This window comes from Pseudoalteromonas byunsanensis, assembly GCF_001854475.1.
GTDB classification, from domain to species: Bacteria; Pseudomonadota; Gammaproteobacteria; order Enterobacterales; family Alteromonadaceae; genus Pseudoalteromonas; species Pseudoalteromonas byunsanensis.
Map to the genome: position 1 here is coordinate 359,046 of NZ_MNAN01000037.1, position 23,804 is coordinate 382,849.

Sequence of the window (23,804 nt, forward strand, 5' to 3'; positions counted from 1 at the left end):
CAACTTCTAAATAATTTAAAAGCTAATCTGGAATTTAGCATAAGCTCGACGCCCTCTTGGATCACCCGTTCGGGGATCATAACTGCCAGCGACCGCAACGTAAGGAGGGGCTTCATCTGTAACATTAATCACCCCAAACGTTAGTTTAGTTTCAGAGTCCCCTTTAAGCACCTGTCCCATGTTCACGCTGTATTGCAAATCAAGTGTATTGAAGGCATCAATGGAGTCTTCCGTCACATCATTGGTGTAACTTGCCACATGTCTGATGAACACGTTGGCACGATGCATACCACTTGACCAGTTCAAGCCTATGCTACCTCGCAAACGTGGCGATGGATTGCCCACCGTGTTTAAATTCAACAGGCCGAGGCCATCTGTGGTTTGACCGCTAGCATCCATCAAATCGTAACTTAACAAGTAAGTTGCGCTTAACTGTGGAGAAAAGTCCCCATAGTCGCTGCGATAAATGGTGGAAGCACTCAAATCAATCCCAGATGTATCTATTGCTTCTGCGTTAACAAACTTGGTATTGACGATTGAAATGGTACCAGCAGATGTTCTAATCACTCGAGTAGGGTCATTCGGATTGGCATTTACCACCGCCTGATGGCTCTCTCTGGTGAGTACATCCTCAAAAGAGAAATCCCAGTAATCGATATCAAAGGCATACTCATCGAAGGCATAAGTCAGGCCCAGATTCAGCGCTTTTGAGGTTTCTGGCACCAGATTGGGATCACCAATTGTGCGATTTCCCCCAAAAGTAGTCGAACCATCTTCAGGGTCGGTAATATTGGCAAAGTTAGTCTGAACCCCTTGTAATTGATGAACGGATGGCGCTCTAAATGATGTACTAAACGTCCCTCTCAATGACAACGTATCACTGGCTAACCATAAAAATGAAAACTTAGGATTGGTGGTATCGCCACCAAACTCGCCATAATCCTCGTATCGCACGGCAGCGCCTATTTCAAGGTTTTCCGTCAGTGGCATGAGTACTTCTGCAAATATAGCTTTAACATCACGCTCACCAGTAAAGTTCTGATTACCAATGAGAAATGCGAAGCTATCTTGTTGCGTAAAAGAGTCATAAACATTCTTGATAGACTCATCTCTATATTGTATTCCGATGGCGTAACCCACATCTCCACCTGCAACTTCAAACAGTGAATCACCGGTTATCACGGCCTCAAATACGCGCATTTCTGACTCTGCATCTCCGATGTAGTCGCCAATAATAAAATCCCTTAATAATTCATTGTTAGGAGCATCTGGGTCAAATGGGTTGAAATAATAACACTCACCGACGCCTGCCTCCGACGCTGTCATACCATTACATTTATTACCGCCAAAACCATACAGTGCAGCTTGAAAATTATCGCTTATCACATCTCTAGGATTTACCAGCGCGTCGTTTGCCGCAGCCACAAAAGAGGCCTGCCAATAAACGCCCTCGGTTATCTCACCGTCAACACCCAAGGCAATACGAGAAGTCGTATGATCGTAGTAATTGGTTTCAGTGGGTTTACCTACTCCATAAGGTCTGCCACGAAAGAAAACATCCTCCGCATAGGGGTTATCAGGGTGTGAAGCCAACACACTAGGTGCATTGAGCACCGGAAAACTAGGTGACACTTCGCGACTAATTTTATTTCGCGCATAGCCAAATTCTGCCCACATTCTGGTCGTGTTGCTCCAGTCCCATTGTGCACGTGCATACGCCTGCAATCTATCTTCATTGGGCACCGCCGTTATCTGTGGAGCAAAATCAAATAAGCAAAACGAGTTACCGTTAGAACCTTGCGATACACTACCGCCATTAGTAGCACAGTTTGGGTCAGCAACGGTTAAACCACTGGGATTGTTTTCATCTGCGAGTGAGGGGATCACAAAGCTACCAGGATTACCAAAGCTGCTGGTTGCAGGTTTTACCCAGTCGACTTCATCAAGTAACAAACTTGAACGCTCCAAAAAGCTCACTGCAAACAGCATATGTGCCGAATCCCCCACATAGCCACCGTAAGCAAAATCTACTTTGGTTTCATCCTGACTACCTTCACTCCACCTGGTACGGTACTCATATTGTACTTCCGCACCTTCTAAGTCATCTCGGGTAATAAAGTTAACAACCCCAGCGACCGCATCAGAGCCATAGATTGCCGATGCACCATCTTTGAGTATTTCGACTCGCTTAATTGCAAGCGCTGGTACTAAAGAAGCTGTATCCACAAAGCTCGCGCCTTGATCAGTAACAACAGCCGACGTAACCTGTCGAATACCGTTAAGTAGTACTAGGGTTGAAGACACCCCTAGACCCCGCAAATTGACGTTCGAGGTCCCCACTGTAAAGTTTTGCGTCAAATTGTCCGAGTTATTTTGCGAACCTGCGTTAAAAGGCAAAACCTCAATGAGATCACGTACATCATTGGCTCCTATATCAGCCAGATCGCTCAACTCTGTGCTAGAGATGGGCGAGGAACTTTCTGATTGTACCGAACGTTTGATACGAGAGCCTGTGACGGTAATGGTTTCAATGGATGCTTTTTCCTGAACTTCAGCATAAGCGGTCGTTGTCAGTACCAAAGTGCACAAGTACAACAACTTAGATTTGCTATTGTTCATCATATCCCCTATCAATTCGACAATGAGTGATTAAGGCGGTGGCCCCTACTAATACCAAGCGCGCGAAAAAATTAATACAAGCTTAATCAAGCATAGTTCGGTATTGACCAATTACACCAAAAGAAACACAGTTTAAGTATTTGTAAGACGTTAGATAAATACCTATGAGTCGAGGGAAGGCGAGGAAATATTGATAGGATGTATCATTTAACCCCACCTCATATATCATCATTGAGGTGGGGCAATGGATATTGCAGGGATATTATTTTTCCGCTGCTTTGAAGTCTCTAATAAATGAGGGGGGCTCACCAAGTAAGCTGTGTAAACAACGCCTTATTAGTAAATACAATAACCCAGCAAACAGTATAGGGAGCAACACAAAAGCGATAAATTTATGGGCTAAATTGTGGGTAACCACACTATTTCCTTTGAGCAATTTATTTGACAACTTCACCGCGAGCGCTTTATGTAGCACCTTCACCCCGTGTTTGGCGTGCTCTTTTAGATCGGTACTAGATAAGCTGGTATTCATCTCGTTCGCTACATCACTAAAATAACCTAGATCCGCTTTGTGACCCAGTTCAGCCGCGATCACTTGTGAGGTCTTGGCGCTGGCATGAATACTGTAAGGAAGCACCATGTGACACAATACAAAGGCCAACGCGAATGCTTTACCGAACCATTGCAAGCTTGGTCGATACCTTAGCTGTGGCTGAACCACACACAAAACAGCCCAAATGAAACAATACAATAATGCCGCTTGTAGTAACCATGGCGATAATTGCTCAGCCAAAAAGGTCAACGCCTGTATCGCACCGACTAAAGCCAGTGACCAAAACAAGTAGTGACTACTCTTTTCCAGCAAGCTTGAAAAATCAGCCAGTAAGCTGCCAATTTCTACGTCAAAATCAACGATAAATGAGATACCAAATTGACTGCTTTTCGCAACGTTAAGTGCAGCATTTAAGGCATTCACGTCGGCCAAGTCGCTCATAATTTGCTGCTCTACCTGATGTAGATATTGCAAATTTGATTGGTATAAATGCTTGTTGTCTTGCACCAAAGTGCTATCAGCAAAGCTGCCTTGTACAATCGCTATCAGTAACCATGCAATCATTACGCTACTCAACAACGCCACTAATCGATAGCGTTGCTGCTTTATGTATTGGTCAAACGATGTCAGTAACTGCATTTGAGTGCCTCCAATGCCTGTTTGCCATCTAGCACTTTATCTAAATCAACCAACGTATTGACTCCAGCTACAGTGCCAGTTTGTGAATATTGCCAAATTTGAATATTTTCGAGTTCTTCAGGTGCATTCATTTTCTCGCCGTAATGAGCAAACCAAAATGGATAGTCATTAAACGAAGTACCTATGTAGCCTTGCCAGAAGTTGCTATTGCTATATATCAGCGGTTTACACCCGAGTTGTTGCTCAAGTGCGCTCAAAAATTCATGTAGTCGTGATTGTATTTGCTCCGCGCTTTGTTCCCGCGTTAGTTCCACGTCAACCATAGGCGCTAGGGTGAGCCCTTTATCTTTGATATGAGAGAGAAAGTTTTTCAGCTGTTGTTTTGGATCGTCCTCTGCTTCAAAGAAGTGATACGCTCCTACAGGTAAAGATGTATTCTTGATAGCTGCAAGATTGTCAAAATACTTAGGGTCATGATATGTAATACCATCTGTGGCCTTAAGATACACAAATTGAATACCGCTACTTGCTACCTTTTGCCAATCTACTTTGCCCTGATCATGAGAGACATCAATGCCATATACGCCGCCTGAAAAATCACGGTTCTCAGTTTGCAAAATCGAGGCGGGAAATAGTACGGGTCTTTTAATACACAAGATAACAATCGCTGCGACCACCAGCAGCTTAATTACCAGTTTATTGTTCATTTCTATTCCTTGATAACCTAGCAAGTGATGCCACCAACTTACTATAATCTAATACTGTTCAATACCTTATATACAATAGAACAACAGTATATCTGCGTCTTAAGATAAAGTCACAAATGATTAACACGCTAGCCAACGCGAGAGCACATCTTTAAGCTTTTCTTGCTCAACAGGTTTGCTGATAAAGTCATCCATACCTGCATTAAAGCAGGCGGTAATATCTTCTTTGAATATATTGGCTGTAAAAGCAATGATAGGGAGGTTTTTATAAGTAATGTCTTGTCTGATCCGTTTAGCAGTTTCAAGACCATCCAAGTGTGGCATGTGGACGTCCATCAGAATTAAGTCAAACGACTGTTTTTTAATTGCTTCAAGTGCTAGCAAACCATCTTTTGCGGTACTGACTTCTAAGCCTAATTTTCTCAGCATTGCTGTCACAACCATAAGATTGACATCATTGTCTTCGACCAGTAACACATGGCCTTTTAGTGCAGATAGAGAAGAGGATATATGCTGTAATGGCTTAGGCACTGTCGACACAACTTCCACTGGTAGGCTAAAGAACACGTCAGTACCTTGACCCTGTTTCGATTCAATACCGATTTTTCCTCCCATCAGCGCCAGTAATTCCTTACACAGGCTCAGGCCTAACCCTGTACCGTCAAAGCGGCGGGTCATGCTGCCATCCGCCTGCTTAAAAGGTTCAAAAACACGCTGCAAATCTTCTGGAGCAATACCGACTCCCGTGTCAGAAACAATGAACTTTAACTTCGCCTGTTTTGAGACTGTCTTAGCTTTATTCTGCACCATCACGCGTACATGACCTTTATCGGTAAACTTGATGGCATTACCAACCAAATTAATGAGGATTTGCTGCAAGCGAGCCTGATCACCACGAATAAACGCAGGTACATTATCATCAATAATATACTCAAGGCTCAGTCCTTTTTGAGATGCCAACGACATTAATAGATTATTGACATCCTCAATTAGCTCTTGCAAAGCAAAATCATTGTGCTCTAGCGTAACATGCCCTTCTTCGAGTTTTGACAAGTCCAAAATATCGTTGATTACATTCAATAAATGCTTACCTGAGTGCCTGCAAATTTTCAGTAACTGAGTTTGCTCTTTGCTTAATTCTGCGCTGCTGTTTAACAACTCAAGCGTCCCTAAAATACCGTTCATGGGTGTACGGATCTCATGGCTCATATTAGCAAGAAATCGCCCTTTGGCTTGTAGCGCTTGTTGTGCCTGCACTCTTGCCTCTTCTAATTCTTGCGTGCGTGTATTAACCAATTTTTCCAGTTTATTTTCTCTTTGGCGCAACTTGTTACGCATTTGCTCAAAAGAGCGAGTGAGCACTCCAAGCTCATCTTTGCGATGGTTGCTTAGCTGTTTATCATAATTGCCAGCGGCTAACTTTTTCGCCGCGAGCGTCAACGACCTGATTGGCGCGTAAATCACATTCGACATCCATATAGCCAGTGCGCACACTAAGGCGAACACGGCTGCGAACACAATCCAAAATAATGTTTGTAGCTCATGTACTTGCTCAAGCATGACTTCTTCGGGAAGAACAATCGAGATGCTATAATCAGCGGATTCTATTGGCGCAAAAAAAACATGAAGGGCTTGTTCAGTTTGAGGTTCTGTGATTTGTTCATAGCCCCGATGACCGGCTATCATTCTAAGCCCTATTGCTTTGAGCTGAGGATCATCATGTTTAGTTATATAGTGGGTTTGCGATGCGCGTTCGCCACCTCTTTCAAGTACCCACTCACCCCCCTCTAACTTTAAATGAACAATTTTATCTTCATTCCAGTGATAAATGTACGCGCCATGACGAGAAACTAACATTACGCGTGCTTTATCTTTAAATGAAGCAGTGATATTTCTTTGAACAAGTGAGATTAAACTATCAATTTGCTGCCATGCGATGGCTCCCCCCAACAAGCCTTTAAGTTTTCTTTTTTGATCCAAAATACTGGCACTGACTACAATTTGCTTGGTGTGGGTTGTATAGGAAATCATAGGTTCAGAGACATACACTACCGCATCCGCAGCTACGTTTTGCCCGATAGTTGCTTGCCAATAGTCTCGCATGACTAAACTTCTGGGTTCTGCTTGAGGGTTTGTATCATCAAAAGTTCGGATCATACCTTGCGCAGGATTGCCACCTCGCGTGTTATAAAAACGGCCATCGAGTTCCCCTAGAATGAACTTTTCATATATCCCTTGGCTGCGTATTAGAGCGTCATTGAGATACCCTTTCATCTGCGCAAAGTCCATGCTTTGTACACGCTCATCATTGACCATGGTTGATAGTTCGGCTTTACGCTCACTAAAATATCGCTCAAATATCATCGCCGCACTGTGCACTTCTGCTTTTGCAGCAACCACCCTAAGCTGCTTGGCCTGCTCGATGCTTTGCGTCATAGCAAGTGCAAACATAACAAGTAGCGGTAACAACGCACAGCCAAGCATTACACCAACCAATTGATTCTTTAGACGCATATCAATTTAATAGTTCATGACACATGCACTACAGTTTAGTAGAAAAAGCGGACACTCCCTAACATTAGGTGCTGTTATTTTCGAATTAAATTAGTAATAAATACAATAAGGTATGATGTATGGATCTTGGCATGATGCTGCTTCAGCACAACCTTTAGTGCCGTCATTCCACAACACACTCCATTGCCAACAAGTACTGGATCAAAGCGGCTTGCTCACTGCCAGATTGGCTTTTTTAATGCCCATATTCACGACTCTATACTTCGCAAGTTTACAAACACGTTGTTTATGTTCATTCGCATTGGTGTTGATAAGCCACAACGCACCAGCTTTATCGATAAAATAAAAAGCCAACTGCTGGTTTTGTTTTGCTAGTCTCACAGCACTGTGTAACGGACAAAATACGAACACACTAAGCTCTTTATAATGCATATGCTTGTCACCACCCCACAAAAATGAATAACGCCAACCTTGACACTTGAGCCTATAAATAGCTTTTTGAGCGAACAACCTATTTTTTCTCTGTGTACATATTTGTCCACGTGGATTCCAAATACTGATGATAGCCCCACTGCGCACAAAGTTTTGCCCTACGTTGCGAGGTAAATACGAATTGCGTAAATCACAAGGTTGAAAATACACCTGCTGATAGGTTTCCCATAGCTGCTCACTTACCACGTTAAACTCCTAACAACCAAGCTCATGCTCTTTAAACATAGCCTAGTACACATTATAACGGCTTAATCTCTAGTTACTGTAAAGGGGGTTGATAGACTAAGGTGCTACCTTCGCTGTGAATAGCTGCCTACTATAAAAAGCAATACTTTTTAACCAATCAACTAAACGCAACAAGACGAACAAAAATAATACAGAAAAAAACGATATATTAAATAAAAAAACCGATAACCTTAGTACCAAAAACTCTCATTTTCAAGAGCCTGTAAATAATATTCTAGCACGCTAAATGCGGTAAAATATTTACGGGTGGAAAACTAAAGTGACACTAACAACACCCGCATTACCTTTTGATTTATATCAATTTTTAAAAACAGAAACGTCGCTAAAATGTAATCAAAGTTTAACTTGAAGAACTCAATTTAAACGGTAGGATACACCCGCCAATCAGGCATCAATCACTTTTAAATTAGAAGGAATTTTCTTGTGAAAAAATTACTGTTAACCACAATTTTTGGTCTAATTTCATCTGCTAGCTTTTCATCTGTAGCGACACCAGACCTAGCGTCAGGCTACTATACTACGCAAGAAGTATTAGAGTTTGGTCGTAAATATCAAGTGGTAAAAGAGCAGTTAAATAACTCTGGTTATGAGCTTCAAGGCTGTGAACAACAGCCGGTATATTACTTTGCTCAGCCAAGTGAAGACGTCTACTTGTTTAGCCAAGCAGAATGTTATTATTCTATTCCTAAAGACCCTAACGTCTACTCATTTAGAACTGACTACGCGACAGTTGTCGTTGATATTTATTATCACCAGCTTAATTACCTGTACCATGAAGGTAATGTAAATGTGAGCTATTTTACAGCCTACTAAACATATGCTTGATGAAGTGGCTAAGCCACTTCATCAAAACATTCCACCACCTCTGCTACACCCAACCGCCTCGCCTTGAAGCCTTCATGCCTGTAGGTCAATCTGACCAGTTAATTGCGCAAGTCACTAAAAAAGTGAATAATATCCATAGCAAAGAATTAAAAAGTTTATAAAAAACAACAACTAAATTTTTGGCATCCTATTTGCTATTCCAAGGACAGCGATTCATCACCAAAAATTAAATACAGGGACACTCCATGTTAAAAATATTCACCCCCTTAGTTAGCGCGTTGATTTTAAGCGGTTGCATCATTCATGTTAATACCGCCTCAGCTGATGCAAAAGAGCATGTACAACGCCAACTTCAATTGTCTACCAGCAATATCACTTCATTAACGACGCTGACAAACGCAGGAGATTTAAAAATTATCGCCTCGCCAGATACCAGCGAGATCACCGCAAGTGCAGACATTTACACTATAGAACCAAATGAGTTTGTTTTTACATTAGAACAGCAAGGTAAAACTGCGAAACTGGTTGCAGAAGTTAACTCAGAAAATACTTGGCGATTTGGTGGTCACGGCCCCAAAATCGACATGACTATTACCATGCCTAGTGCACTGGCATTAACACTAACCGACTCGTCTGGTGACATCGACATCAAAGGATTAACGAGCCATATCCAGATCGATGACGGCTCTGGAGCACTAACGATCGATGGTGGACAGAACATCGCAATACGTGATGATTCTGGCGACATTACAGTGCTCAATGCCAAAGGAAACATCACCATTAACGACGGCTCAGGAGAGATCTCGATCCGTGGCGGACAACAACTTACATTGAGAGATGATTCTGGCGGTATTGAGATCTCTAAGGTGACAGGCGACATGGAGATCACTGACGGCTCGGGTGATATGGAAATAATTGGTGGCAACAACATCACCATTAAAGACGACTCAGGAGATATCAGCCTCACGTCAATTATTGGGTCAGTGTCGATTGTTGATGGTTCAGGTAACCTAACCATTGATGGCGCACAAAGTGTGAATATTAACGATGATTCTGGTTTTATTAAGGTCAATAACACACGTGCTAATGTTAAAATTGACGATGGTAGCGGCGATATTTGGGTGAATAATGCAGGCGCGGTGACCATTGATGATGATTCGGGCGACATTGATATCAACCATGTGCAAAGCCTTGAAATTTTGAGCGATAGCTCAGGAAATGTACGCACCAACGATATCAAAGGTGGCTCCAAAATAAGGTAGTCAACCCAATACCAATCACGCAGCGCAATACAATGTCGCTGCGTGATACTTTATTTTTTAAGTCTGAGCATTTAAACTCCCCTTCTCATCTATTCAAGGAGTAAACGCCATCATGAACAACTAATACCTGTTATCCATTTTCATTTATTTTTTTGGATCTACAGGGTTAGTGAACGTGGCTTAGCGTTTATACCTTTTCATTTTTGTTCATACGCACATTTAAACTTAGCGTTATTTATAGGTTTCATTGTTTGGCCTCGTTGACTGCCCCTATTTATTTAGGAGGCTTCTATGCCCGTGTTAACCGCACAAAACCTGAGCTATCAATTTGCCGATGGAGACATCATATTCCAAGATATCAACTGTACTATTAACCATCCTCGCATAGGTTTGGTTGGCAAAAATGGAGCTGGTAAGTCTATTTTAGCAAAATTACTTGCCAAACAGCTTACGCCAACCCGGGGAAGCGTGAACTGCAAAATGCAAATAGGCTTTTTTGACCAACATTCAGAACAACAGCTTGACGACTCTACGACCATTGCCCAGTTGCTTGGCTATGAGCGAGTACTCCAGGCGCTAGAAAAAATTGCACAAGGCGATTTTGAGCAAGCACTATTTGATACGGCTGATCAGCAATGGCAACTCCCTGAAACCTTTTCTCAACAGCTTAAAGCAATGGGGTTACCCGATGATCACCACATCCTGTGTAGCCAACTGAGTGGCGGTCAATTGGCTCGACTACGCCTTTGGCAACTTTTTAATAGTGACGCTAAGTTACTTATTCTGGATGAACCCTCCAATCATTTAGATACCGATGGTCAATGTTGGCTATTGGAACAACTAGCTCTATTTCAAGGCCATGTGTTACTCATCAGTCACGATTACACGCTGCTGCAATACGTCACGCATATATGGGAATTAAGCGAGCTGGGATTGAAACAATACGGTACCAATTTTGACAATTTCTTGGTACAAAAAGACACCGAGCAAAGAGCGCTTAGCAGTCAAATACACACAGTACGCAAACAACAGCTGGAAGTACAAAAGCAAGCTCAATTGAATCGACAAAAAGCACAAAAACGAGCAGCTCAAGGCAACAAGCTACGAGCAAGCACAAGCCAAGCTAAAGTGTTGCTCAATAGCAAAAAAGATAGCGCCACAGCAAGTTTATCGAGCAGTCAAAAAAATCAGCAGCAGCGACAAAAAAAGCTATCGGAAAAATACACTCAATTACGACTTAAGCAACAGCAGCACCAATACCAACGTTTTTACCTAGGCAACATCGCCAAAGCGGATATCAGTAAACGCTCATTAGTAAGCGTACAAAACTTAACACTCCCTTTCGGTCAGCAAAACGAGTTCAGCTTCACCATTTATCAACAACAAAAATGGCAGATAAAAGGTGCCAATGGCTGTGGTAAATCAACCTTGCTAAAAGTGTTATTAAAGCAACTTAGTCCAAGTACGGGGTCAGTGACCATAAACACGGCTTTGAGTTATATAGATCAACATTTTACTCACTTAGAACCTTACCTAAGTCCGTTGCAGACCTTACTGCAGAGGTGCCCACATTTAACGAAATCTCTCGCACACACCCTGCTGGCAGCGATTGGACTAAAAAATAGTAAAGCGAATCAAACTGTCACAAGCCTCAGTGGCGGTGAAAAGATGAAACTCAGTATGCTCTGTGCGAGTCAGCAACAACCCACTCCTCTGCTGTTACTTGATGAACCCGACAATCATCTAGACTTTGAATCTAAACAACAACTCGCTCATGCATTATTTGAATACCAAGGTAGCTTCTTAGTGATTAGCCATAACCCACACTTTATAGCAAGCCTAGGTATAACCCATGAACTCGCTTTAGATATAGAAAAATAGACATTGTAAAGGGGCTTTACGGTTTGGGAGGGTCATATTTGATTGAACTTTCAGGGCATATTCACCATAGACCCTGAACAAATCAATAACTCAACCTTGCAGCCCTAATCCTAACCCCGTCACCCAATCCCGCAACCCAACTCCCAATCTCATCACTCGTCACCCTGAACTTGTTTCAGGGTCCATCTGCACATTGCGATAAAACTGGCACAAGATCCTGACCTTCGTCAGGATGACAGTGGTGCTTTCTGAGCCGCCTGTGCCTATATCCATCCTGAATCAAACCGTCACCCTGAACTCAGTCTTGCAGCCCAACTCCCAATCTCATCACTCGTCACCCTGAACTTGTTTCAGGGTCCATTTGCACATCGCGATAACACTGACACAAGATCCTGACCTTCGTCAGGATTATGCCATTGTAATATTTTTGGTCTCATAGCCTATAATCATTTTTAGTCTAAACAAGCAATGATAAGGAAAGTCAATGCAACCAGCCGTGTATATACTCTGCTCAAAGCCAAAAGGTGTACTATATATTGGCGTAACAAGTAACTTAAAAAAGCGCGTCTACGAACACCGACAACACTACGTAGACGGGTTCACAAAGAAGTATAATGTTACCCAACTAGTTTACTTTGAATGCCATGAACAAATGTACTCGGCACTTTGCCGAGAGAAACAGTTAAAAAACTGGCGTCGACAGTGGAAATTAAATCTAATCCAGCAGAAGAATCCAGAATGGATGGATTTATACAATTTCATCTAAACCGATTATCTGGTGTGCTCATTTGGAGCTTGTTCTCCTCAAGTAAGATTTCGCTCAGGTGGGCGAATTTCTATGAGCATCACCCTGAACTCAACCTTGCAACCCAACTCCCAATCTCATCACTCGTCACCCTGAACTTGTTTCAGGGTCCATTTGCACATTGCGATAAAACTGGCACAAGATCCTGACCTTCGTCAGGATGACAGTGGTGTTTTCTGAGCCGCCTGTGTGGCGGTGAACTTTAGCTTTTTTTACAAACGCCGCTTTAACTTTTTCTGAGCCGCCTGTGTGGCGGTGAACTGTTACAAAGTGAATCATATATTTTGCTGACATTTCTGAGCCGCCTGTGTGGCGGTGAACAATATGCCGATGATATGGCTAAGTTGGTGGGTTTTCTGAGCCGCCTGTGTGGCGGTGAACCGTGCTCTAGTTGAGATAGCGCCTCTTCTCTCTTTCTGAGCCGCCTGTGTGGCGGTGAACCTAAAGCAATCACATACTGCACATGCCCAATTTTTCTGAGCCGCCTGTGTGGCGGTGAACGCTATGAAACTCTCGGGATAGCATCTATTGCGTTTCTGAGCCGCCTGTGTGGCGGTGAACAGCATTTGTGTTTGAAAAATCCAAAGTAACTATTTCTGAGCCGCCTGTGTGGCGGTGAACGATGTTAAATTGCTACGGTCGATGGGTTATAATTTCTGAGCCGCCTGTGTGGCGGTGAACGGATTTTATTTAGTTAAGTACCATAGTCGAATTTTCTGAGCCGCCTGTGTGGCGGTGAACAACTGAATCAGGGGCAATTAGTTCTACTCGCTTTTCTGAGCCGCCTGTGTGGCGGTGAACTTTTAGTATTAGATAATTCTGGTGCCATTAGCTTTCTGAGCCGCCTGTGTGGCGGTGAACTGTTTAGAAAGTCAGGGATGATACTATCCTCATTTCTGAGCCGCCTGTGTGGCGGTGAACTGGCCGCACTATTCTTTGGCTCGTTCACATTCTTTCTGAGCCGCCTGTGTGGCGGTGAACAAAGTTTCTCATCATACAATGTACTATATTCGTTTCTGAGCCGCCTGTGTGGCGGTGAACGAGAACAGTAGAGAAGTTACACCACCTGTTGATTTCTGAGCCGCCTGTGTGGCGGTGAACTCGCCACCCTCGTTAATATTGTCATCAAACCATTTCTGAGCCGCCTGTGTGGCGGTGAACGCGCTGGGTGAAACAGGCTTGCATCGTAGTTATTTCTGAGCCGCCTGTGTGGCGGTGAACTCAGCAATACTTGATCAGTAAGTTTTCAGAGTTTTCTGAGCCGCCTGTGTGGCGGTGAACATATTTGTGTTGATGGTTAAAGCTTACTAGCTTTTCTGAGCCGCCTGTGTGGCGGTGAACGAATTCATATACACCGATACGGCCTGACCACTTTTCTGAGCCGCCTGTGTGGCGGTGAACTTATAAGCTAAGTTATCTATAGTGATCTCTTTTTTCTGAGCCGCCTGTGTGGCGGTGAACATGCCTGAAGCGCTTGTCAATGCACTTAATAATTTCTGAGCCGCCTGTGTGGCGGTGAACCAGTAGGTGCTCGAATTAAACAGCCCAAATACTTTCTGAGCCGCCTGTGTGGCGGTGAACATTCTCGCAGTGCCGCTTACTTTGGGTATCTATTTCTGAGCCGCCTGTGTGGCGGTGAACACGACGAAATTGCCCGCGATGCCCATGTAATATTTCTGAGCCGCCTGTGTGGCGGTGAACAAGCAAAACTTAAGTCTCAGCTCACTCAAACATTTCTGAGCCGCCTGTGTGGCGGTGAACATCAGAAAAGGCGTACATGCCAAAACTCAAATTTTCTGAGCCGCCTGTGTGGCGGTGAACAATAAAATTCTAATACAAAAATAAGTTACAACAAGTCATTAGGTAAAAAATAGCGATTTTACCTAATGAAAAACGACTTATTGCAACTTACTGATTTATATATTGGTTTTTAAAGAGCAAAAATAAAAGGGTTTTTAAGGTGTCAACCAGCCTTAAAACCACGGCACTGCGACTTGCTGTGCTTCTGAGCGCCGACTGAGCCCATAACACGTCAACAGTGGTATGTTATCACTCGGCTTGCTTGTTTTTTGGCACTCAATAAACAACAAAAACTTTCTACGCTCAGCAGGGCTTAGCACACTATCGGTCGACAAACTCCGTAAATTGATAAAAGGCAATTTAGAGTGTTGCTTAAAGTTATCAATTGCTTGCAACAAACGGCTTTTAACTTCTTCAACAGCAAAACCATTTTTTGTTGCAATGGCTTGCGCTCGGCTATCGACCTCTTGTCGCAGTTTATCTGGGTTTTTAAAGCGCCAACGCTTGAAATACGCATATTGTGTAATATTACTTGGTACGGCTTTTATGGCTTTAATGTGCACATAATCCGATAAGCGCAACAACCATTGCTCTACCTTTAAATCAACGAGTTGCTGTTCAGACTCGGCAAGCAATCTGAGTTTATTGCCCAGCGGAAACGGCTTGTCACCATACAAAGGGAACGACACTGCTATGGCAGAATCCTGCTCACTGACTTTATGCTCCACCAGCAACAAATGAATTTGTTGATACACCTTGTGCCATAAAAAACCCAAGTTAGCCTCGGCGTCTGGCAACAAGGTAATGTCTAAGTAGTAATTCATACAACCACCTTATTTGTCGCTTTCTCCAAACACCCCACCGCGCACTAATGTGGCCATCACATAATGCTCCTGCTCAGTGGCTTGCAACTGCTCTCCTCTGGCCCAGACATCAAAAAAGGTGTAAAAGTCTTGTTTTTCAGCGGGTGTTCTATATGCCTTTCCTCGGTTGGTTACCGCACCATAAGGTTCGATGGCAATTGGGCCTGCACTGGCTTCTGGGTCGGTAAATTCTGGGTACCACGTATCAATTGTGCGCAGCGCGTTGCCTAGCTTTTGTGAGTGCATGGCAGCAATGTCTTGCACCTGATAGAGCATTTTGCTTTTCTCGCCTTTGCCTTTATCAAGTACTAACTCCTCGCTTGGGTATACTTCTTGCGCGCGGCCAACTTGGGCATAACAGTTTATATCCAGCATCAAGAAGTCATTGTCGCTGCTCAGTGCTTGGGCAATCAAAGTGGCCAGTTCATCAATTTTTTCGTCTTGATGGTCAAAATGTTTGGTACTGTATTGCGTTGCATCGAAGGTCCACGATTTTTCAACTTGGTTATTTTTAGCCGACACCTGCACTTCTATTTGCTCTGCACCAACTCGGTTGCGCCATAAAAACCGAGCGTTGGCTAAGTTAATGGCGTAGCGGCGCGCTAACTCGGCAAATTGGTGTGTTTCAATATAAGCACGCGCTGCATTGCGGTAGCTTTGCTTAAACAAATCATTATTACAGGCTGCAGGCTCGGTAATGCCGCCCAGCACTTTAATAGTAAATTGTAAGTTCAAGGTGTCTTGCTCAGGTGTTAGCGCGCAGGCATCAACCCGTTGTAGGTTGGCTTTTTCAACCTCCGCGTTCAGTTTTGCAGGGTCGCCTTTGATGGCCGCTTTTAAGCGGTTTGAAATGGTACCGCGCACCGACTTTTCATTTAATTTTAGCGGCTGTAAGCGTGTGGTACGCTCTTGCCAAGTCGTGCCATACATATGCCCATCACTGGTTACGAGTTTTTTCTCAAATGCCAATACTGATGCGGTGTTTTCTTTTTTAGCCATGTTGATTGTCCTTTTCTTTAATTTTTAAATTCAGTGCTATTCAAATTCGTTCCCTGAGTCACATGGCTCAGGTGTTGCAAATTTACTTTGCTGACAAAGGTAGTAGTCGCCTTGGGAGTGATAACGCCACAACATATCTTCTACATAGTGAATACGGTGGGGCATTTTAAACTCACCCAGAGTGACTAGGCTTTCAGCAAAGCGGTGTGGGGTATCGGGATCTCTTTGGTTTTTAGCCGCTGCCAACTCGCTTATTCCATAAAATCCGGTAGCAATGGGTACAATCCAACCCGCCGATGCGCCATTCACTTGTTTACTGTGCCGAAACCACTTCACCTTGTCGGTGTCGTCGGTTTCGCAACTGTAATGTACCGAGGTAAAATCAATCAGCGCTTGCAGGGCATCTTGCCCTTCACTCATTGCCGCTATCATTAAATCGCGACGCTCTATCAGCGCATATCCGGGCATAAGGAGCCTTTGCAGCTTTTTAAGCTCGCCCTCATCGTCGTGTGTTACATTCATGCAAATGGGCGTTTTAAAGCTTTTAATATCACCGCTGGCCATTTTCATTTTGCCATGCAAAAGCTGTGTTACTTGCTCAATCAAACGCGCTCGTTCATCCACGGTTATGTTGTCAAACTCAATCACTAAACTCACATCAAGGTGACAGCGGGCTTCTTCAATAAAGGCTGATCTTGCGCCTGTTTTATCCAGCGGATTGCCTGTGCCCACAATTGAGTGAACGTAATCGCTTTCCCCTTTGTATGTTTGCAAGTCAATATCGTGGCTTATTACCCCAACAGCGTTAAAAGCCACTCCTATGTGTTGTTTGTTTAGCTGGCGCTGCAAAGCATGTACCGCGCCTAACCATGCGGTCATTGCAGGAAAGCCGATGGTAAACGGGCTAGAAAGCGCGTTAGCGTTATGTACCTTTATATGCGGTATGACCAGCAGTTTTTTTACTGCTCCTATCATCGTAAAAACTCCTTGTTATCGTGTACCACTTGCTTCATATGCTGGCGCTCTGCATAGCTGAGCTTAACAGCTTTATTGCCCAGCGTTTTTTCATAGCCATGAAACATAAAATTGACGATGGCATCACAAATTTCATCTAACCAACTGTCGGTTTCAAAGCGCTGTTGGTCATGCTCTGGGCATAACCACACTCGCTGCGCTTGAGCTAAACCACTACTGGTTGCCACATATTGCTGCACAGCCACTTCTCTTATCAGGTACATTTTTTCAATCACATGATCAATCACGCTTTGATATAGCTCGTCGCGTTTTGCTCTGGTATGCATATTGTTAAAATGCTCGTTGGGTAAGCGATACAACACATCGAGTGCTTTAAACTGCGCTTGGCAATGGCGATAACGTACTACTTGAGCAAAAAAATCACTGCGTGGAAAATGAAGATCTCGTCGCTGTAGTTTAGGCGGCATACTCATCAATAAATGCGCTTTACCGCCATTTTGGTTGTTTAACACGCTGATGTTTTGCGGCTTTGTGCCGCCATAACCAATAGTAGTAAGGTTGCTAATTTCGCAATGAGTTGGGTGGGCTAAATTGGCTTTACGCTGCTCTCTGGCCAGCTTTATCTCATCACCAAAGCGCATCGTATCTAAACGCTTTCTCAGCGCAAATAAAATGCCAGACGCGGTTAATAGCGATAGTTGGTGATAACTTACATCATCACTATTTTTTGCAGTAAGCGGAAAGTAAACTTGTTTTATTTTTGAACTTGTGACGACTTCTTTACTTGGGGCAGTCATAGCTAAAAAGCCCTCTTTAAGTGCATCGTAATCAGAGGCTTCATGCATGGGGGTGGTTCTAAACAAGCGCTGTGCTAAGTCGGTGTCTTGCTCAAGGTGCTGTAATAAGGTTTGCCCGTCTTCTAGCACTAGGGTTAAAAACTTATAAACATCTAGCGCCGCCGCATTACCTAACGCATCGGCTACTACCTCTACATTCCCTGAACGTAAAAAGCCATCATTACTTGCTTCACTTTTGGCGATAATCGAGCTGACATAGCCATTTTTGTTTTTTCGTGCACTGGGGTGGCTAAAGGTGCATGGGTGGGTAGAAATAGAGATCTGCCCTGCTCTTTTTGCCGCATTAGGTAACCAGTTTTGCAAACTAAATACCGACTCGCATTCCATATGTGTTTGTTGTATTTCGTCACCTAACATTGACGCTTTTATGTTTTTTTTAAGCCATGCGGCTTTTCTTTCTTTAAAAAACGCATCAACTGCTTTATCTATCATCGTTCCCTCCTGAAATTTTAGACTTAACATAGTCCCACAATATATCTAACGGCTTTTTTAACAGATACCTCCACCTTGAGTTACTCATATCGGGCAACTGCTGCTTTACAGCGTTACGTTCCGAGACTAAGCTTATTTCTTTAGTCTTAGTTTCAGTTACGCTTCTGGTTGTAGTTTCTGTAATTACATACCGCTTATCCATACTAATGGCCCCCAATGCCAGCTCAACTATTAATCAGTTTAGAAGGATCGAAAGACAAAGTAAAGCCATGCAGTATTGAAATTTATTTTAACATTGATAAATATCTTTTTATCTATATGATTAACGTGTGACTGCCACAAAGGCAGCTCAGAAAATGCAATATTGAAATTCAATATAGATTGTTCACCGCCACAAAGGCGGCTTAGAGGCCAGAGCTCAGCTCTGGCCTCCTTTCACTCAACCTTCACCAGCCCAAGTTGATCGTTATATGCATAGCGTTTGTTTTCATTAAATGGAAAGCTCAGCTCGCCGTATTTAAGCGATATAATGCGCTGAGTCAGCGGGCTTTGTTCATGTGCATGACAATCAGCCAGCTCAGCGCAGGCTTGGTCAAAGTCTCTGACTAACCATAGTCGTTGAAGCTGGTGCGCGCTCAACGCTATGCGCTTTATATTAAGGATCTCTTCTCTGTCGATGGCTTGGCCTTGGGGGTCTTTTTCACAAAAACGGCTACGCTGCTGGTATTGATCAAACACCAAATAGGTTTTTACATTGGGTGACCCTTGTCGAAAAGGGGTGAGTGCTTGCGGTAATGCCGTTAAAAACCAGTGGTGTTCAAGATAACCTTGCAAAGTACCAGGCCCCCGCGCGCCCGAACCGGTTGATTTGTAATAGGCCACGGCGCACAGCGTTACCACATGCTCAAGCTCCGCAAGGCTTTGCGCTTGGGTCAAGTTTTCAACATAGTCCGCATTGATATGTTTGGGTTTACAGATCCGTGCGCTGGCATCTAAACGCTCAGCGACCTGTTTAACATCAATTAGCTGTGTTAAATCATGGCTTTTTAACCGACCGTTTTTTTCAAACCCCGGACTAACAAAGGCTTTAAAACCGTCAACATGGGCGTTTTTAATGGCTTTATAGTTGTATTGCAGCAAGGCAACATTGGGGCTTTCAACCGCTGTTTTACGATGCCTGCGTACGCGCCCTGCAAGTTGAATGATTGAGCGATACGATGATGGCTCTATCACCGCCCAATCAAAATCATGGTCGCGCCCTACTTCTTCAACGGGTGTGGCAACCAATACGAAAATAAGGCTTTTAACTTGGTTTTGTTGACTTGATAGCTTATTTAAATGTTCACGTATGAGTGTATTTTGTAGCGCTTTGGGCTGTTCGTTGGCACTTTCTTTACGCTTTAACACTTGGTCTAAATGCTGCTCTTGTATTGAACGCAGTAGCAGTGTTTGCTGGCTGTGGTAAGGCATTACCCTAACTGCAATGTCATCGGGCCAATCATACGACAGTAAAAACTGAACCAGCGCCACACAGGGTTTAATGTTTGCAACACGTACCACCCCAAATGACACCTTGAGCTTAGTATGTTCATCCACAAAATGGTGCTCACCGTGTTTTACTAAAATACTTTGAGCAATCACGCCAAAGTAGGCTGATTGCTTGGTTTGCTCGCCTTCTACTTGTTGCGCTGGCACTTGCTTCTTATCATATATCGCCTCGCAAAGGCTGATATCGGCTTTTCTTAAAATAGGTTGCTGTGCCAATTTGCCTTGGCGCTTTTGAATAAACTCGTCGTGTTTTGCACGATACTGCAATATAGCTGGCCCTTTAGCTGACTCTAGCGAGCTGGCACGATTGGTATCTAGGTGTGTATTAAACTCATCTATCCAAGCACACCCTATGTGTTCGCTCGCACTGCGGGTGGCACAATACAAGCGCCAACCATCGCGATATGCTTTAAAGTAACCCTCGGCCAGTGATGGGGGAATGGTAGCAGAGGAGAGCATCACTTTTCGCCCCAGCATACCCGCAAGATGGATCAGCCTGCCGATCGCAATTAAATCACCGTCTGTAAAGTCATCTACCTCATCTATCACCAAGTCAGACGACATTAACCGTAAAGACGGCAGTATGTATTTACCCCCACGTGTTGTTTCAATTGCGCTGATGATGTGGTCAATGGTGCAAGCAAGCACAGGGGCATATAAAAACTTTTTATCGCGCTCACTATTTAGTACGGTGGTGAGGTTTTCTTGTGGAATATCACATTCAAAATCAACATCTTCGTCTAGTAGCGGCGCTTCAGATTCTGAGCCAGTTTGTTCAAAGTTACTGGTGTGCGCCGCAGTTTTATGTTTTTTATGTAACTCCATGACCGCTTTTGAACCGATCACAACCGCCAACTGAGTGCTGTCTAACCCTACCCTTTGCGCGTATTCATCACCCGTTTGTAGAGTTAACGTGCGCAGGCCCAAAGCCAAAATATAACGAAGGCTTTTGCTATCGTCCGACAGCGCGCGCATAACTTTGGCATTGGCAAATGTTTTACCACAGCCTGTACTTGCCATGTTGAGGGCAAAAAAGCCAAACCTTTTTTGCTCTTTTTCAGCTTGCAAAGCACACCATTGGCTAATTTGAGCAACGGCTTTGTCTTGCCATTTATAGTCTTTTGGGCTTGGCTTTCTTAAGCTTTCTATGTCTGTTGCCAGAGGCAGTTCACTCTCGAACGCAGGTAATAAGTGCGCCGCTTGGGTGGCATAACGCGCCACCCCCACTAAATGTTCATCCAGCTTTTGTTTTAACTGCTTGGTTGCTCTGTCAGTATTTGCGAACAGCCCCGTGGTGTTTTGCCATTTTTTGTCTGCTTGTTGAGATGAATAATAATGATCGCCCAACATTAAACACAGCCGAGCATGATGCACTAGCACCCGATAGCCGCCCGTTTCTATCGCTTTTATAGCAAGCGCTTGATAATCAAGTAAACTTGATGACCAGCGTTTAACTCGACTAAGCCACGGCTTGGAGTTACTCATTAAGCCATTGGGAAATTCAAAGCACTGCCCTAAGCGCTTTTCAAATTCCTTTTTGTTATAGCTATTTTCATAGCCCCACTGCTGCGTGATTTTAGCAAGCATTTCATCAAGCGACTTAGCTGTTTCTGATTTATAATCATCAGGCGAACCTTGCTTTGGCAAAGGTAAGCGATGATGAGACACCACCAGCCATGCAACAAGCTTTGCAATAGGTGGTAATTGCGCCATTGGCCTAAGTGGGCCTTGCTTAATCGCAGCTTGAATTTTTTGTTCATTAATATCGCCACAACTTAACGCCTGCAACCATGCTTTATCTGAATGCTCACTTATTGAGTCAATAAAGCCGCGTAGTAACAATAGTGAGATCCATTCATGGCGTATTGGGTCGCCTTTAAACTGGTTTGGGTTATTCGGTTGTAATTTACTTTGAAACAGCTCAGTGGCCTTGCCCCAGTCATGAAACAATGCAGCAATCCCAACCAAACCTTTAATCAAAGGCAAAAAGTGCCAATCGCTTTCAATTTCACTGTTAAGTAGGCTGCGCCTTGTCCAATTCACCGGCACTACCCCCTCTAGATTAAATTTATTACGATTGCCCACCACCCACAGCAGTTGGCTCCTAGAACGTGAGCGTATCCAGTGACAACTTACGGCTGTACTGCGGCTGGCGGTTTTGCGCAGCATTTTTTTAACGGTGAGTAAGCCATCTTCGGTGATCAACGTTTGCCATGTGTTATCGCCTATGCGGTTAGCAAACGCGTCTAACACTCGTCGCGTTTTTTTGAGGGCGTTTTTTTCGCACTGAGAGACAAACGTCACCATCATAAGTTGCTTGCCTCAATTTGCTCACTTGAGTATGTTTGCAGTGCAATTTTCTTCACCGTATCAAACATGTAATCCAACGCTTTATGATCAGTAAATGCTTGGAGTACTTGCTGACGAAACTCTTGCTCTGTGGCGTTTTCTTTTGCACACACAAATGCCCACGGCAGTACCAGCGCGTCTTTAATTAAATCGGCTACATCGAACACCAAAGCCCCGCGGCGGGTTTTGCCGTGCATGACCGCAAACCCGTGTGGAATACCCAGCACCCATAAACAACTGGCTGCAAGTCCATAGGCCAAATAGTTACCATGGTTTAAGAAGTCATTGGCTTTATCAGTACTTTGATGCTGCCGAGTAAAGTCTTTAACGCCGGTATTATTGGCTGCGTATTTGTAAAGCACCTTGGTTAACTGGGCTTCGGTAAGTAATAACTCTGACGGTTTGCTCGCTTCATCAGTACGCTTATGAAACGCATTCAGTGCGTTTTGAATAGCATCATGGTTGAATTCAAACCCTTCGCTTTTCAGGTCTCGGTCTTTGCTCCACACTTTTTCGAGATAGTGAATGCGCGCTTGCTGAAATGCTTTAGCCGCACTTAAGCGTTTTTCATCATCAAACCAAAATTGCAGCCAACCATGTAAATACTCAGTGGGCCGATATTCACTTTGTGGCGTAAACCACTCTACCTCACAGGCCATATGCAACGGCGTACCGCCTCCGCCACAAAACCCCACCAACACACCCGCGTGGGCCAGCATACGCATAGCCGCCTGGGTAATAGAAGTACCGTTGCCGAGCATTAAAACCGTGGTGTTCGCGATGGGAATATTAAAATATTGGTTTTCATGTTTAGCTTCTGTGAGGTATAGAACACGGCCATCTTTTTGCATTACTCGGCAGTGCTCCAAGTAATAAATATTGGCTCGTTTAGAATGTAGAATTGCTTTCAAATCGGTTGGGCTGAAGTCTTCCATGCTAGCCTTTGTACCTATAATTTACATATGGTTAACTTTCAGACTAAAACGCAAATTCGCCAAATACAATAAAAATAGACGAGTTATTCCTCTTTTTTTGAGGTAGAGCAATATTCTGCTAAATCACATAAAACTCAACATGATTGCTTTCTAATTGTTTCAGGGTCCACCCGCACATTGCGATAAAACTGGCACAAGATCCTGACCTTCGTCAGGATGACAGTGGTGTTTTTTGAGCCGCCAGAGTCTATATCCAGCCTGAATCAAACCGTCACCCTGAACTCAGTCTTGCAGCCCAACTCCCAATCTCATCAATCGTCACCCTGAACTTGTTTCAGGGTCCATCTGCACATCGCGATAAAGCTGGCACAAGATCCTGACCTTCGTCAGGATGACAGTGGTGTTTTTTGAGCCGCCTGTGCCTATATCCAGACATTCTAAATCAAACCGTCACCCTGAACTCAGTCTTGCAGCCCAACTCCCAATCTCATCAATCGTCACCC

The 23,804-nt window shown here is 43.8% G+C and carries 15 protein-coding genes and 1 CRISPR repeat array; of the genes, 4 read left to right on the forward strand and 11 right to left on the reverse strand.

The genetic code is table 11. From position 1 onward, the window contains the following. Positions 1 to 15: 15 nt before the first annotated feature. The 5 genes from BIW53_RS19975 to BIW53_RS19995 all read right to left on the reverse strand — a co-directional run bounded on the left by BIW53_RS19975 (position 16) and on the right by BIW53_RS19995 (position 7,710). Complete coding sequence (locus BIW53_RS19975) at positions 16 to 2,619, reverse strand: TonB-dependent receptor domain-containing protein (RefSeq protein ID WP_175442179.1); 2,604 nt, start codon at positions 2,617 to 2,619, stop codon at positions 16 to 18. Between the two features lie 262 nt (positions 2,620 to 2,881). Beyond that, complete coding sequence (locus BIW53_RS19980; protein ID WP_070993772.1) at positions 2,882 to 3,811, reverse strand: hypothetical protein; 930 nt, start codon at positions 3,809 to 3,811, stop codon at positions 2,882 to 2,884. Next, a complete protein-coding gene (locus BIW53_RS19985; protein ID WP_070993773.1) occupies positions 3,799 to 4,518 on the reverse strand; it encodes a glycoside hydrolase family 25 protein in 720 nt (239 codons plus the stop codon). Before BIW53_RS19985 ends, BIW53_RS19980 begins: the two co-directional genes overlap by 13 nt. A 120-nt stretch (positions 4,519 to 4,638) precedes the next feature. Continuing rightward, positions 4,639 to 7,032 carry a hybrid sensor histidine kinase/response regulator gene (locus tag BIW53_RS19990; protein WP_084228282.1) on the reverse strand — a complete coding sequence of 798 codons (2,394 nt, stop codon included), beginning with the start codon at positions 7,030 to 7,032 and terminating at the stop codon, positions 4,639 to 4,641. A gap of 201 nt (positions 7,033 to 7,233) precedes the next feature. Next, the gene (locus tag BIW53_RS19995; protein ID WP_070993775.1) at positions 7,234 to 7,710 is read right to left on the reverse strand and encodes a DUF3293 domain-containing protein; all 477 of its coding nucleotides are present in this window, start codon (positions 7,708 to 7,710) and stop codon (positions 7,234 to 7,236) included. A 483-nt stretch (positions 7,711 to 8,193) separates the two neighbouring features. Here BIW53_RS19995 and BIW53_RS20000 point away from each other — a divergent pair, with 483 nt between their 5' ends. The 4 genes from BIW53_RS20000 (at position 8,194) to BIW53_RS20015 (ending at position 12,504) form a co-directional block, all read left to right on the forward strand. Then, positions 8,194 to 8,583 carry a hypothetical protein gene (locus BIW53_RS20000; RefSeq protein ID WP_070993776.1) on the forward strand — a complete coding sequence of 130 codons (390 nt, stop codon included), beginning with the start codon at positions 8,194 to 8,196 and terminating at the stop codon, positions 8,581 to 8,583. 257 nt (positions 8,584 to 8,840) lie between these two features. Further along, positions 8,841 to 9,857: a DUF4097 family beta strand repeat-containing protein gene (locus tag BIW53_RS20005; protein WP_070993777.1), complete on the forward strand. Its 1,017-nt coding sequence runs from the start codon at positions 8,841 to 8,843 to the stop codon at positions 9,855 to 9,857. A gap of 291 nt (positions 9,858 to 10,148) precedes the next feature. Beyond that, a complete protein-coding gene (locus BIW53_RS20010) occupies positions 10,149 to 11,738 on the forward strand; it encodes an ATP-binding cassette domain-containing protein (protein WP_070993778.1) in 1,590 nt (529 codons plus the stop codon). Positions 11,739 to 12,222: 484 nt separating this feature from the next. Continuing rightward, complete coding sequence (locus BIW53_RS20015; RefSeq protein WP_070993779.1) at positions 12,223 to 12,504, forward strand: GIY-YIG nuclease family protein; 282 nt, start codon at positions 12,223 to 12,225, stop codon at positions 12,502 to 12,504. 212 nt (positions 12,505 to 12,716) lie between these two features. Then, positions 12,717 to 14,364: direct repeats of the CRISPR family, unit length 28 nt; unit sequence TTTCTGAGCCGCCTGTGTGGCGGTGAAC. A 152-nt stretch (positions 14,365 to 14,516) separates the two neighbouring features. On the opposite strand, the gene cas6f is transcribed toward BIW53_RS20015, so the two are convergent. The 6 genes from cas6f to cas1f all read right to left on the reverse strand — a co-directional run bounded on the left by cas6f (position 14,517) and on the right by cas1f (position 23,301). Then, complete coding sequence (gene cas6f / locus BIW53_RS20020; protein WP_070993780.1) at positions 14,517 to 15,167, reverse strand: type I-F CRISPR-associated endoribonuclease Cas6/Csy4; 651 nt, start codon at positions 15,165 to 15,167, stop codon at positions 14,517 to 14,519. A gap of 9 nt (positions 15,168 to 15,176) precedes the next feature. Further along, positions 15,177 to 16,205 carry a type I-F CRISPR-associated protein Csy3 gene (gene csy3, locus BIW53_RS20025; protein WP_070993781.1) on the reverse strand — a complete coding sequence of 343 codons (1,029 nt, stop codon included), beginning with the start codon at positions 16,203 to 16,205 and terminating at the stop codon, positions 15,177 to 15,179. A gap of 36 nt (positions 16,206 to 16,241) precedes the next feature. Then, complete coding sequence (gene csy2, locus BIW53_RS20030; RefSeq protein WP_070993782.1) at positions 16,242 to 17,180, reverse strand: type I-F CRISPR-associated protein Csy2; 939 nt, start codon at positions 17,178 to 17,180, stop codon at positions 16,242 to 16,244. After that, the gene (csy1, locus tag BIW53_RS20035) at positions 17,177 to 18,469 is read right to left on the reverse strand and encodes a type I-F CRISPR-associated protein Csy1 (protein ID WP_070993783.1); all 1,293 of its coding nucleotides are present in this window, start codon (positions 18,467 to 18,469) and stop codon (positions 17,177 to 17,179) included. The genes csy2 and csy1 overlap by 4 nt, the downstream gene beginning before the upstream one ends. Positions 18,470 to 18,904: 435 nt before the next feature. Next, the gene (gene cas3f, locus BIW53_RS20045; RefSeq protein ID WP_070993785.1) at positions 18,905 to 22,327 is read right to left on the reverse strand and encodes a type I-F CRISPR-associated helicase Cas3f; all 3,423 of its coding nucleotides are present in this window, start codon (positions 22,325 to 22,327) and stop codon (positions 18,905 to 18,907) included. Next, entirely contained in the window at positions 22,324 to 23,301 is a 978-nt protein-coding gene (gene cas1f / locus BIW53_RS20050; protein ID WP_070993786.1) for a type I-F CRISPR-associated endonuclease Cas1f, read from the reverse strand. Before cas1f ends, cas3f begins: the two co-directional genes overlap by 4 nt. Positions 23,302 to 23,804: the final 503 nt, after the last annotated feature.

Bases quoted from the DNA above. Each gene is read 5' to 3' on its own strand.
- cas1f (WP_070993786.1), bottom strand. From the start codon at position 23,301: ATGGAAGACTTCAGCCCAACCGATTTGAAAGCAATTCTACATTCTAAA.
- csy2 (WP_070993782.1), bottom strand. From the start codon at position 17,180: ATGATAGGAGCAGTAAAAAAACTGCTGGTCATACCGCATATAAAGGTA.
- csy3 (WP_070993781.1), bottom strand. From the start codon at position 16,205: ATGGCTAAAAAAGAAAACACCGCATCAGTATTGGCATTTGAGAAAAAA.
- BIW53_RS19985 (WP_070993773.1), bottom strand. From the start codon at position 4,518: ATGAACAATAAACTGGTAATTAAGCTGCTGGTGGTCGCAGCGATTGTT.
- BIW53_RS20005 (WP_070993777.1), top strand. From the start codon at position 8,841: ATGTTAAAAATATTCACCCCCTTAGTTAGCGCGTTGATTTTAAGCGGT.
- cas6f (WP_070993780.1), bottom strand. From the start codon at position 15,167: ATGAATTACTACTTAGACATTACCTTGTTGCCAGACGCCGAGGCTAAC.
- BIW53_RS20015 (WP_070993779.1), top strand. From the start codon at position 12,223: ATGCAACCAGCCGTGTATATACTCTGCTCAAAGCCAAAAGGTGTACTA.
- cas3f (WP_070993785.1), bottom strand. From the start codon at position 22,327: ATGATGGTGACGTTTGTCTCTCAGTGCGAAAAAAACGCCCTCAAAAAA.
- BIW53_RS19980 (WP_070993772.1), bottom strand. From the start codon at position 3,811: ATGCAGTTACTGACATCGTTTGACCAATACATAAAGCAGCAACGCTAT.
- BIW53_RS19975 (WP_175442179.1), bottom strand. From the start codon at position 2,619: ATGAACAATAGCAAATCTAAGTTGTTGTACTTGTGCACTTTGGTACTG.
- csy1 (WP_070993783.1), bottom strand. From the start codon at position 18,469: ATGATAGATAAAGCAGTTGATGCGTTTTTTAAAGAAAGAAAAGCCGCA.
- BIW53_RS20010 (WP_070993778.1), top strand. From the start codon at position 10,149: ATGCCCGTGTTAACCGCACAAAACCTGAGCTATCAATTTGCCGATGGA.
- BIW53_RS19990 (WP_084228282.1), bottom strand. From the start codon at position 7,032: ATGCGTCTAAAGAATCAATTGGTTGGTGTAATGCTTGGCTGTGCGTTG.